7 protein-coding genes are annotated in these 13,602 nt (G+C 33.2%); 1 reads left to right on the top strand and 6 read right to left on the bottom strand.

Going from position 1 to position 13,602, the window contains the following annotated elements:
• Positions 1–12 precede the first annotated feature (12 nt).
• The 4 genes from IEV50_RS06500 to IEV50_RS06515 all read right to left on the bottom strand — a co-directional run bounded on the left by IEV50_RS06500 (position 13) and on the right by IEV50_RS06515 (position 10,809).
• Positions 13–3,177, bottom strand: coding sequence for a SusC/RagA family TonB-linked outer membrane protein (locus IEV50_RS06500; protein ID WP_188412432.1), 3,165 nt, complete (start codon positions 3,175–3,177; stop codon positions 13–15).
• Positions 3,178–3,213: 36 nt separating this feature from the next.
• Complete coding sequence (locus IEV50_RS06505) at positions 3,214–6,060, bottom strand: glycoside hydrolase family 31 protein (protein ID WP_188412433.1); 2,847 nt, start codon at positions 6,058–6,060, stop codon at positions 3,214–3,216.
• Positions 6,061–6,229: 169 nt separating this feature from the next.
• On the bottom strand, positions 6,230–10,357 hold the full coding sequence (locus IEV50_RS06510; protein WP_188412434.1) for a hybrid sensor histidine kinase/response regulator transcription factor: 4,128 nt from the start codon (positions 10,355–10,357) through the stop codon (positions 6,230–6,232).
• A gap of 251 nt (positions 10,358–10,608) precedes the next feature.
• Complete coding sequence (locus IEV50_RS06515) at positions 10,609–10,809, bottom strand: hypothetical protein (protein WP_188412435.1); 201 nt, start codon at positions 10,807–10,809, stop codon at positions 10,609–10,611.
• A 137-nt stretch (positions 10,810–10,946) separates the two neighbouring features.
• Between IEV50_RS06515 and IEV50_RS06520 the strand changes: the two genes are divergently transcribed.
• On the top strand, positions 10,947–11,309 hold the full coding sequence (locus IEV50_RS06520; protein WP_188412436.1) for a response regulator: 363 nt from the start codon (positions 10,947–10,949) through the stop codon (positions 11,307–11,309).
• Positions 11,310–11,362: 53 nt separating this feature from the next.
• Here the strand turns inward: IEV50_RS06520 and IEV50_RS06525 are convergent, their stop codons facing one another.
• Both IEV50_RS06525 and IEV50_RS06530 read right to left on the bottom strand, forming a co-directional pair.
• Positions 11,363–12,235, bottom strand: a complete 873-nt coding sequence (locus IEV50_RS06525) for a sugar phosphate isomerase/epimerase family protein (protein ID WP_188412437.1) — start codon at positions 12,233–12,235, stop codon at positions 11,363–11,365.
• 128 nt (positions 12,236–12,363) lie between these two features.
• The gene (locus IEV50_RS06530) at positions 12,364–13,227 is read right to left on the bottom strand and encodes a DUF808 domain-containing protein (protein ID WP_188412438.1); all 864 of its coding nucleotides are present in this window, start codon (positions 13,225–13,227) and stop codon (positions 12,364–12,366) included.
• Positions 13,228–13,602 lie beyond the last annotated feature (375 nt).

Below are 13,602 nucleotides of genomic sequence, written 5' to 3' on the forward strand. Positions count from 1 at the left end.
TAAGTATTAATGTTAAAAACCGGCATAAATACCAAATGTGTATGTTCTTGAAGAAGGGTATCTTCCGTTATCAACGCCTGCCGATTGTGCATTTTGGAAACGTGAACCAACTTCAGGATCGTAGCCTGTATAGTCAGTAATGGTAAACAAGTTGGTTACATTACCATAAACCCTAAAGTAACTCAGCTTTATTTTTTGAACTAATTTAGATGGGAAACTATAGCCCACAACCAGGTTTTTTAACCGGAGGTATGAACCATCTTCTATATACCTGGTAGAAACCCTGTTGTTGTTATTTAAAGTTGATGTAGAAATTCTTGGTACAGTTGTATTAGGATTAGTAATGTAAACATTATTGATGTCTGCCGCACTTCCATTCGGATCTTTTAAACCGATACGTGCATAATCATTAACAGATTGCAATAAACCAAAACCACTTTGCAAATCTTCGTTTGTTCTTTTTAATTGATTGAAGATTTTATTGCCGTAATTTCCGTTGAAAAATACGGTCAGGTCAAATGCTTTGTACTTAAATGTATTGCTAAATCCATACTGGAATTTTGGTAATGGAGAACCCAGATAAGTTAAATCTTTATTATCTATGATTTTATCACCATTTAAATCTCTAAACTTAATATCACCTACCCAAATGCCATTTACACCTATAGTTCCTTGACTTGCACTATTTGTTAAATCTGCACCATCTTTAAAAACGCCATCTGCAATGAAGCCGTAAAATTCGCCGATTGATCTGCCTACAGTAACCTGCTGAACAATATCAGTTCCTAAATACTGAGGTAAATTTGTGTTTTCTGTAATTAGACTGGTAACCTTGTTTAAGTTTCGGGATAAAGTAACATTGGTTGTCCAGGTAAAATCTTTGCCCTTAATGTTTACCGAATTTAAGCTGAACTCAATCCCTTTGTTAACAATAGAGCCAATATTTTTGGTTGGTGCATTTAATTTTGCTACAGTAAACTGATCTTGTGGTGTTGTACCTGAATAAAGAGGTAACGATAAACTGTTTAATAAGTTATTGGTATTTTTATAATATGCATCTACAGTAAATTGTAATCTATCTTTAAAGAAACTGGCATCAATACCTACGTTAGACGATTTTGTAGTTTCCCATTTTGCATCGGGATTAGGAACGTTATCCAATAAAACACCAAGACCCAATGCTGTTTGTGTTGTTCTGTAAGAAGTTCCATAAACGTAATCAGAAATGTTTTGATTGTTTACCAATCCATAACCTAAACGAAGTTTAAGATCACTTATGAAATCAACAGATTTCATAAAGCTTTCTTGTTTCAAACGATAAGCTAAAGCAAATGCATAAGTAAAGTTCCATCTATTATCAGGTGAAAATTTAGATGAACCATCATATCTAACGGTTGATGTTAAGGTATATTTATCGTTGTAAGTAAAATTAAACCTGCCATAATAAGAATCTATAGCTTGTTGGCTTTTACCACTTGTTGAGGTAGCTTTAGTAGGATCGCCTAAGTTAAGTTCAGAGTTTGTGGTTTGAAAATAACCCGTAGCAGTTGCATCAACAAAGCTGCTGGTATTTAATCTGGATTCATGACCAAGCGTACCATTTAATTTATATTTAGAAGCAAAAGTATGATTGTAAGATAAATACGTACGAAATGTATTGTTGTTGTAAGCGGTAGTGCCTCTTCTGCCAAAACTGTTTGTTTTAGGAAACTGTCCAAACTGGTAAGCTGGTTCAAATTGTTCTATCTGACCAAAATTATAGTTTACCGCAATTTCATTTCTTAAAACAAAATCTTTTAAGAAGGTAATATCAGCATAAGCACTACCATAAACCTCACTTCTGGTTCTGGTATTGGTATTAATTTCAGTAAGTGCAAATGGATTTGTTAAAGTAAATAAAGAACTGGATGGGCCTCCATAAGAACCATCAGGATTTACCACTGCAATATCGGGCGATTGCCTGATGGCTAATTGTATCAAATTACCATCCTGATTATTTATATTTTCATTGATGCGATTTCCAGATATGTTTGTAGCCAACTTTAACCAGCTTGTGGCTTTGGTTTCTACATTTAATCTAACATTGTATCTTTTAAAATCTGATTTAACTGCAATACCATCCTGAGAAAGGTATCCGGCATTCAAAATGTAATTAGTTCTTGAATCACCTCCATTTACGGATAGATTGTAATTTTGAACAGGAGCCGTTCCAAATATGGCTTTCTGCCAGTTTGTTCCCTGCCCCAAAATAGAAGGATCTGCAAACAGCGGATTAGGTACTGCACCGTTAAGTACATCTCTAACATTTCTGAATGCGGCATATTCCGGCAATTCCATTACAGGTAAATATTTAGGTAATTCCTGAATACCATAAGAAGCGTCGATACTTACTTTTGGTGGTCCTGATTTTCCTTTTTTAGTGGTTACAATAACAACTCCATTACTAGCCTGGCTTCCGTAAATTGCAGTTGCAGATGCATCTTTCAAAATATCAATGCTTTCAATATCTGAAGGTGAAATGGTTGCCAGCGGATTTGTTCCGGGACTACCACCAGTATAAATTGCACCATTTACATCTCCGCCATAAAACACCCCATCAACTACGTACAGCGGCTCCTGATTACCACCTAAAGTTGATACCCCTCTGATTTGAACAGAAATACCACCGCCAGGCTGACCAGAATTGGTGTTAATAACAACTCCTGCAACACGACCTTGTAGCGCCTGGTCGAAAGTAGTTGCTGCTGATTTAGCAATATCGTCGGCCTTTATTGATGATACAGAACCTGTTAAATCTTTACGCAAGGCTGTACCATATCCAACTACAACAACATCATTAAGGTTATTAACCGACATGGATAAACTGATATTAATTACATCCTGATTACCAATAGTAACTTCCTTTGCTTGAGTACCAACGTAGCTAAATATCAATACATCGCCAACTGAAGCCTTAACAGAATAATTCCCAGCCGCATCTGTAACGGCTAACTGTGTTTTCTTTGATTTTAGTGAAATGCTTACCCCTGGGATAGCATCTTTTGAATTGTCATCACTTATAACTTTTCCGCGAATAGTTTTTTGAACAACCTGGCTATAAGCCTCGGAGCTAATTTGCGTTAGAATGAAAATTAGAAACAGGTAAACAATACAAGTTTTGTTTATTAGGCTCTTCATCTTTTTAGTTTTGTAAATAATTGTCTCATAAATTGTTTATTTAAATTTGGTTATTGTTTGTTCACCATTATACTGAATGGTTTTATCGGGCTTTTGGTTAAAATTTAAAGGCTTTGGTTTTTTAGGGTTTATGAAAACGATGTTAAACGTTCTATCCTTTACCATTCCCTTGTAAGCTCCTTTACGTTCTGAAATGGTTAAAGATTTTGAAACTTCATTATAACTGAACTGAATAGTAGCAAAAGCACCTTTTTCATAATTATAGTTTAGTCCCTCATCCTCATAAAGCGTAAACGTTCCATCTTTTCCTCCATAAACATATAAAGTGATTGGGTCGGCAGGTTTCTCATCGGTATATTGTATTTCTGGTCCATAAGGAATAATAGAACCATCCTTAACATAAATTGGCATTTGATTGTATGGTGCATTTGCAGTTATCATTTGACCACCTTTAGTATATTTTCCGGTATATAAATCGTACCATCCATTACCTTCCGGCAGATAAACTTTTCTTGTTGTTACGCCATATTTGTAAACCGGATTGATAAGCAATGATGGCCCGAACATGTATTCATCAGCAATATTATTAACTTTTGGGTCTGCTGCATAATCCATAACCAAACCACGCATAATGGTATAATCTTTTTGGTAACTCGCTCCAGCAAGCGAATAGATATAAGGCATTAAACGGTAGCGTAATTTGTTATAGTAAAGAATACTTTTATAAGCAGGATGATTTTCTGGGGCAATATTATAAATTTCGCGATAAGGAAATTGACCATGTCCTCTAAATAAAGGAACAAAAGCACCAAATTGATACCATCTGGTATTTAGTTCTCTCCACTCCGCCAAATCTTTTTCATTGGGTTTTTCATACCTGCGCTCTACAGAAAAACCACCAATATCCATGGTCCAGTAAGGTAAGCCTGATAAGGAAAAATTAATGCCAGCAGAAATCTGCGATTTCATGTCTTCCCATCTTGATGCAATATCACCACTCCAGGTTGCTGCTGCATAACGCTGCAAACCACCATAAGCAGAACGGGTTAAGATAAATACGCGATCGTTAGGGTTTTCTTTACGCTGCCCTTCATAAACACCTTTTGAATTTTGCAATGGAAAAGCATTAAAATACTTAGTTCCCGAACCTAAATAAGTTGGAGTCATATTTTGTTTTCTTTCCCAGATAGGCAAATTTGAGTGGATATCGGGTTCAGTAGCATCCATCCACCAGGCATCGATACCTTTTTTGTATAACGTTTTGTTCATTAAATTCCAGAACATGGTACGGGCTTCAGGATTAAAAGCATCGTAAAAAGTAGATTGGTAGCCCAGCCAGTCTTTTCTTCCATCGGCAATATTTCGTTTATACAAAAAGCCATTTTTGTTCATCAGCTCGTAATTGGAATTGCCTGTGTAAAATTTCGGCCAAACCGAAATCATTAAACGCGTATGGTAAGTATCGTGCAAGGTTTTAATCATACCATCTGCATCAGGGAAACGACTTTTATCAAATTCATGTGTACCCCAGCTATCCGGTTTCCAGTATTGCCAATCAAGAACAATATTATCTAATGGGATTTTACGATCCCTGAATTCTTTAACCACGCCCAAAAGTTCTTCCTGAGTTTTGTACCTTTCTCTGCTTTGCCAAAAACCCATTGCCCATTTCGGCATTAAAACGGCTTTACCGGTAAGCGTTCTGTAACCGCTGATTACCTCGTCAGCATTTGCGCCTGATACAAAATAATAGTTAATTTCATTGCCCGATTCGGATGAAAAAGCGTACTGATTCTTGTCCGCCTGAGGTATTGGCGTTAAACACTTGATGGATAGGTAGGATTCATTACCATCAGGAATCCATTCTATTTTTAAGTCGTATTTTTTATCTTTCAACATTTCCGTTTCCACAACTGCCGAACCAGGATTCCAGGCTTGTCTCCATTTATCGACAAGCATTTCGCCATTAATCCAAATTTTTATGTAGCCGGCATATTTAACATTGAAATGTTGAAGACCAGAATATCCGGAAGAAATTTTACCTTCCCATTTTACAATTCCATCCGCCATTTTAAAACTGTCGGGGAATTTTTTCATATCGCTTAAAAAAGAATAGTCAATATCCGATTCTGCTCTCTTAACAACTATCTCGCCTGTTTTCTTATTCGAATAACTAGCTGTTAACCAACCCCTTTCTCCTTCTTTAGAAAATAAACCCAAACTTGAAAGTGGCTGATAATCTCTGATATCGCCAACTTTGGTAATCGAATAATTATCCCAAAGAATACCATAATTTTTATTGCTTAATAAGAATGGAATTGCAACATCAGTATTGTTTTGAAGTAATAAGACCTGTTTACCTTTATAGTTCATCATATCATCTTGATGTTGGCCCAAACCATAAATTGCTTCCTCTTCTGGAGAATTAAAAATCTGTTCAATCTGATAGCTTGCTTCACCATCATTAGATACAGCTTTAAATAATCTTGATGCATTCTGCTTCTCTTCAAGAATATTTTTTCCGTTAATATCCTGATATTGAATTTGGCCAGTTGTTATATTAACCTTTGCAATAAGTGCATGAGTTTTGAGCTGTATATAATCGCCAGCTTCTGAAACGGTATATTCGGGCTTAGATTTAACAGGTATAACCATTAAACTTGGTTCAAGCGAAAAATCATCGGCTGATGTAATTACGGCATGGATTATTTTATCAGATATTACATTTAGCTTAATTTGTTTTCCAATACTCGAATTATTGTTAATTGGGTATACAATTATTCCATTATCTATTTTTTTGTAATGGATATTTTGTGCAGAGCAAAAAACAGGGATAGCAAATAAAAATACTGTTGTACTTAAAATGGTAGAAATTGTTCTCATAAAGCTTATTGTAAATCGCACTTCGCGTTTACCTAAATATTTGGTTATTGATAAGCTAAAGGTAAGTGACTATTAAAATTTGGCAGGTATGCAAATGTTTAAGAATAGGTGCTCAAATGTTAACTTGCATAAAAAAATGCCTTTATAACTATTTAAACACATTTAAGTATTATTTTTTGTTGGATTTTTGTGTAATATATGCTGAAGGAAGCATGTTAAATTCTTGTTTAAAATATTTTGTAAAATATTTTGGGTTGTTGAATCCAACCTCATAGGCAATTTCTGAGATAGTTAATTGCGATTTTTCTAAAAGCTGCGTTGATTTTTTAAGGCGATAATAGCGGATATATTCTACCGGTGATTTACCTGTAAGTAGTAATACTTTTTTATACAAACTTACCCTGCTCATGTTCATCTCACCACTTAGCTGATCTACAGAATATTCGGAATTAGAAACATTATTTTCGATAAGTAAAGTAAGTTGACGCATAAATTTTTCATCAACGGATTCTATTTCATCAGTCTTCGGGCTAATATTTACTTGTTTTTTAAATTTTATTTCTGACGATTTAAGTTGGGTGAGTTGATTCTTAATTTTAAAAAGTAAAATTTCGAAATTAAAAGGCTTCATTAAATAATCGTTTGCGCCAGTTTCCAAGCCTGAAATTTGCATTTCTTCACCTGTAAGCGCAGTTAACAATATCACCGGTGTATTGGCAGTACGTTGATCGCCTTTAATTTTCCTGCATAAATCAATGCCATTCATTTCAGGCATACTCACATCACTTACAACCAAATCGGGATGAACCGATAACACCTTTTGCCAACCTTCTTTTCCATTTGAAGCTTCAAAAATCTGATAATATTCATTTAGGTTATCTTTTAGATAAAAACGAAAATCATCATTATCCTCAACCAGTAATAATATGGGCTTCTTATTATATTCGGAAAAATTGGGTTGATTTTTTTCTTCTGCTACTATCCTTAAAGGTGATTTAACTGTAAAACTGAGTTTACTGTTTTCTACAATAGTTACATCGGCTTCATTAAAAGGAATTTTAACAGTAAACTTAGAACCAACACCAACTTCGCTTTCGGCCCAAACTTTGCCACCATGCATGCGTACAAACTCTTTTGTTATCGATAAACCTATTCCACTACCCTGATTAACAAAAGAACCTGGAATATCACTTTGAAAAAAGCGGTCGAATATTCTATTTAATTTATCTTCATCAATCCCAATACCATTATCGGTTATATTAATTAAAAGTATGGTTTTATTACTTTCGCTTTGCATTGAGCTTAGCTTAACCGCAACTTCGCCACTTTCAGGTGTGAATTTAAAGGCGTTAGAAAGAAGATTAAATAAAATTCTTTCGATTTTATCGTAATCGAACTCGGTAATAAGACTCGTTAAATCTGATTCAAAATGAAATTTTATATTCTTTTTATCTGCAATATCTGTAAATGAATAGGTTAACTCCTTGATAAAATCAACAATATCACCAAGTTTATAATCGAGTTTCAACTGCTGAACCTCCATTCTTCTAAAATCCAGCAACTGGTTAACCATGTTAAGCAATCGCCTTCCATTTCTATGGATCATTTGCATTTGTTGCTTTTTCCCAATTTCTTCAGTCTGTTTAATCAGCTTTTCCATTGGTGTAATGATAAGGGATAAAGGTGTTCTAAACTCATGACTTATATTAGTGAAGAATTTAATCTTCATTAAGTCTAATTCATGCATTCTTTTTGCCTCAAGTCGCTCCTGTTCAATTGCAAATTCTGTTTTTAATTTCCTTATTCCTCTCTGTCTAACCAGAAAAAGTACACCGCCGATGAAAGATAAATACAGAAGGTAAGCCAAAGGTGTTTTCCAGAAGGGTGGTAATATCTTTATCGAAATTCTTTTCTCGTTTGCAACCCAATCTCCAGCAGAGTTGGTAGAAGCTACTTTAAAAATATATGATCCTGGATCTAAATTGGTATATGTTGCTCTTCTTAAATTACCTGAAGGTTCTTGCCATGTTTTATCAAAACCCTCCAGCATGTACCTGTATTTTATTTTATCAGGATTAAAATAGTTTAATGCAGTAAACTCTACTGATATAACATTGTTCCTGTGATTTAAAGATAGCTTAGAGGTACTATTCAGAATTTTATTTAAAATTATTTCTCCATCAAATTCTTCATCCACACCAACGGCTTTATTAGCAATTTGTAATTCTGAAAGAGCAATTTCGGGTTTGCTATGATCGGTTTTAATATCTTCTGGTTTAAACATATTAAAGCCATTCGCTCCTCCAAATATGAGTTCTCCTTTTTTTGTAACATAAGCAGAATTAACATTAAATTCTTTCCCCTGCAAACCATCTTGCTGATCATAATTCCTAAAAGAATAAGCAAAACCATTAACATTTTTTTTTACTTTAATAAATGTTAAACCTTTTGTAGTACTTAACCAAAGGTTTTTGTTTTTATCTTCTACAATATTAAGGGTTGTATTATCTGGCAAACCATTTTCCATCCTATATACTTCGAAATGGGCTTTTCTTGGGTCATACCGATTTAGTCCATCTCTGGTTGTTATCCAGATAAAACCATAGCTATCTTCTAAAATGTCATAAACATTTCCATTACTTAATGAATTTTTAAGGTGAGGGTCTGCATTAAAATGCGTGAATTTATTTGTCTTTTTTTCCCAGAAATCCAATCCTGATGATGTACCGATATATGCATTGCCATTCTTATCCTTTAACAACGCTGTTATAAAATTAGAAGCAACGCTATTTTTTGATGAATATGCCTTATAATGAGTAAAGATTCCATTTGACCTATCGAGTACATCAATTCCGGCACCTAAAGTTCCAATCCAAAGTTTTTTATCATCACCTTCAATAATATCCCAAATCCGGTCATCACCTAAACTATTTATATTTTTAGTTTCGTGCCGATAATGTTTAAAATTGTTTCCATCAAAGCAATCTAAACCACCGAAATATGTACCAATCCAAAGTTTTTTTTCATCATCTATAAATAAGCTGACAACGATATCATTACTTATGCTATTTTGATTACTTGGATTATGCTTGTATTTCAGGTAGCTCTGTGTTTTTCTGTCGTAATATATTAAGCCTTGTCCATTGGTACCAATCCATAAGTTACCTTTATCATCTTCTACAAATCTATTAACGTCATCGTAAGGCAAACTGTTTGCATTAGAAGCTAAATGTTTAAATAAAGGGAATTTAATAATATTTTGATGGTAGTAGCTTATACCTTTTTTAAAAGTACCTACCCAAATGATGCCAGAATCGTCTTTATAAAGACTTACAACGCTGTTTTGGCTAAGCGTTTTTGGGTCATCTTCCCTACTTTCAACATAACTTATTTCAAAAGTTTTTTTATCTAAAACATTAATTCCACCATGGTCAGTTCCAATCCAAATTTGGCCGTTGTCATCTTGAATAATTCCTGTTATAAGATTATTATTTAAGCCACCTTGCTTTTTGTTGAAATATTTTACCTGATTTATTTTAGGGTCATAGTAAGTTAAGCCATCTTGATCATTAAAACTCCAGATAAAGAACGCTCCGCTATTATCAATAAAAAACCGTAGAGGCTTGAACTCTGTTTGCTCTTTAGTTTTTAAAAGGGTAAAACGCTTTTTTATTTTTAGAGAACCTATTTCTATCAATTCGAAGGTTTTATCAGTATGAAGAACATAGAAATTACCTTTATCATCGTTTTGGATGTGGGCAACTGGTGCTATGCCAAGTGCTCCCAAATTTTTATCAGCACATTTTAATTGAATGGTTTGTTTTTTATTCGGTTGATAAATAAAAACACCATCACCACCTGCATTAAACCAAAAGTTGCCCAGCTTATCTTTTTTAACCCCTATTATTTTTGTGGTAAATATGCCTAGTTTTTTAAAATATGGGGCAACATCCTGTATAAAACTTTGTTTTTCAAGATCAAAAATATTTAAACCCGCACGTGTATCAATTAATAATTTAGCATCAGGAAGTTCACTTATGGTGTTTATAAAATCATCACTTAAAGTTTTAGAATCTCTTGAATTGTGTTTAAAAACTTTAAATTGGTAACCATCATAACGATTTAGGCCTGCCATGGTACCAAACCACATATATCCCTGAATATCTTTATAAATAGCGGTTACCTGATTATTTGAAAGACCATTAGATAAATCGAGTCTTGAAAACTGCAATTGACTTTTTTGAGCCGAAGCGAATCCACAAGTAATCAGTAAAATAGAGATAATTTTGAGACGCATTTTAAATTAAAATAAATATTTGGCTCAGTAATGAAGTACAATGTAAGAATAAAAAGCAAGATACAAAGCTTTAGAAGCGATAAAATTAAGCAGATAATGTGTTTAAAAAAAGGATTTAAACAAAGATATGTTTCAAACGATTATGAAGCTAAAAACGTTGTAGATTTTTAAATGACCATAATGAACAGAATGACAAGGTCGAATTTTTAAAATCATCAGAAAAGATGATTACTTTAGATGAGAGAATTTGTTTACTTAGATACAGATTTTTCTTTTAAAATAAATACAATACCTTTCCCATCAAACAATTGAAAATAATATTCGGTTGCTTGGGGAGTTTTAAGAATATTAATTTGCTCAATTACACCTTTGGATCCGCTTTTATTCTCAATAAAATCACCTACTTGAAGTGAGTCCAATTTAATAGTTGTCTCATCATTATTAATTAACATAACACTAAAGCTAAAGTCATTAAAAAATATCTATCTAAAACAGTTGTATATACGGATATTTTTTAACGCCGGATTTTTAAATAAAATTATTTAAAAAGTATTAACCAACAATTTAATATTTTAATTGTTAAAGCATCATGAAAAATAAAATACTGGTTATAGACGATGATCATCTTACCCTAGAAATTTTGGAAATAATTCTAAATGATGAAGGTTATGATGTTAAAAGCGTTGATTTAACCGAAATGATTTTTCCATCTATCGAAATTTTTAAGCCTGACTTGATAATTATGGATATAAAACTTGATAAAGCAGATGGAAGAATATTGTGTGATGAGATTAAAAGATCTAATGAAACACAACATATTCCAATAATATTATTGACTGCACTCGAATATTCTATTATTGGTGAAATTGCCTGCGACGCAGAAGCGATAATGGGTAAACCTTATGATTCTAAAAATATGCTTTTAACAATCAAAAACCTTTTAGATTCCTAATTATATTATTTAAGTTTAATTGCTAATTAGCAAAGTAACCAACAAAGAAAATATTACTTGTTTTCCGTATAAACTTCGCGGATTTGACCCGAAAGGTATTTGAAAGCGTTTGGAATTTCAACATTGGCATCTACTATATTGCCTTCTATGAAAATAAAACCGTTATACTTTATTTTTTTTAAGGCTCGAAGATAAGGCTTAAAATCATCGCCCATAACTCCAGGCAGCGACCTTTTTTCCTTTTCTGCCAACTCGCAAAATGCAACTAATTTACCTGCTGCAATTATTTCTGATGGTAACTCTCCCTCCCGCATCATGTGGAATACATCTGCATTGAGCCTGAAATTAGCATCATTTACCCTTCTCACAATACTTGCTGCAGATTTTAAAGAAGTTATAAAATTAGTTTCCGTCTTTTCAAGATTTTCAAACACAATTGTAACATTATGTTTTCTGGCAAGTGAACCAAGTCTTTTACCTAAGCTTATAAAATCAGATTCTGCTTTACTTAGATCATAACCAGCAGGAATATTTCTTGAACCTCCGCTGCCTAAAACAATAAACTTTACACCAGCCTGCCCCGCCCTATAGAGAACTGAATCAGAATATGCTAAAACTTTCTCTTCATTTACATCAGGACCTGCTATTTTAAGCGTACCGGGATAAAAAAGATTACACATTATTACTTTACATTTTGCTGTTTTAATTTGCTTTACATTTTCATTAAAAACTTTATCTGTTAATGTAGGTGAAAGCATTTTTCTAACCGATTCACCAAGCATTCTAAAGCCCGAAGAATAAACAATACTATCTCGATCCAAGCTAGTTGCAATACCCAAAAGCGGTGCTGATTGTGTAATAGGTTTAAAGCTGTAAAAAGTTAAAATTACAAGGAAAGCAAAAAAATATAAATCTTTAAATCTCATAATTATTCGGGATAAATAATTTCAGTAATATCCAATCAACAATTTTATAAGTTGAATATAGGTAATTGATTTACATGTGGGATGTAAAAAAATTAAATTTAAATTTTAAAAAAATCAATTCTAATTTATTATTTAAATAATGATATGATTTTTTTAATGCATTCAACAATGGCAACTGCAATTAATCCGGCAAGTATTCCAATTGCAAATTCTTTAATTATTGATGCTAAATTTGGATACAAATCATGAATGTATGGTACATTATGTACGAAAATTCCGCCCGCAACTAGTATTAAAGCTATCGTACCTCCTATACTTAAGATTCTGATTATCACTGGTAAAGATTTTACCAATAAATTTCCAAGACGACCAAAAAAACCTTTATCGCCCGAACGCTTTATCAGGTTTTGTCCGGCATCATCCATTCTAACAATAAGTGCAACAATGCCATAAACACCAATGGTTGCCAATAATGCAACAACCGAAACGGTTAAAATTTGTAAGGTTAAACTTTTATCTAGAACGGTTCCTAAAGCAATAATTACAATCTCTACAGATAAAATAAAATCTGTTGTTACAGCAGATTTTATTTTAGCCCTTTCGTTTTCAGCATCATTTTCTACAATAACTTTCTCGGCTGTTTTAGGAACTGCAGAACGATGAAAGAAGTATTCTATAATTTTTTCTACACCTTCGAAAGCCAAATAAAATCCACCCAAAATTAAAATATAGGTAATGGCAACAGGAAAAAAAGAATTTAAAAGTAATGCAACTGGAACAATAATCAATTTGTTTAAAAATGAACCTTTTGTGATAGCCCACAAAACAGGTAACTCCCTTGATGATAGAAAACCTGTAGCTTTTTCGGCATTTACGGCTAAATCATCGCCTAAAATACCAGCGGTTTTTCGTGTAGCAATTTTGGCTGTTACAGCCACATCATCCATTAAAGCTGCGATATCATCTAAAATTGCAAAAAAACCTGACGCCATGTTTATTATTTATATTGTAAAATAGATTTCAAATTTAAAACGAAATATTTAAATCAGTTCAAATCTCATCAAAAAACCAGCATTACACAAAATAGTTTTAAATCGTATAAATAAGTGTAGAGTTTTATGCAAACCTATTGGTGTTAAACTTGCTTAAGATTTCCACAGAATTCATGGAATATGGCGTTTGTACTGCAGCTTTACGATTCCCCATAATTTGGGGAATGACGAAAAGTATAAAAAGGTGGTACAGAATAATGCCAAAAGCAGCTTACTTTTGTTAGATAAACCTGATTAAAGTGAAAAGCCCGCAATCCCGATTTTTCATCGGAAGCGGAATTGAAACGAAAAGCAGGACTGAAAACTGCCATAATT

Origin of the sequence: Pedobacter mendelii (assembly GCF_014635725.1) — a bacterium.
GTDB classification, from domain to species: Bacteria; Bacteroidota; Bacteroidia; order Sphingobacteriales; family Sphingobacteriaceae; genus Pedobacter; species Pedobacter mendelii.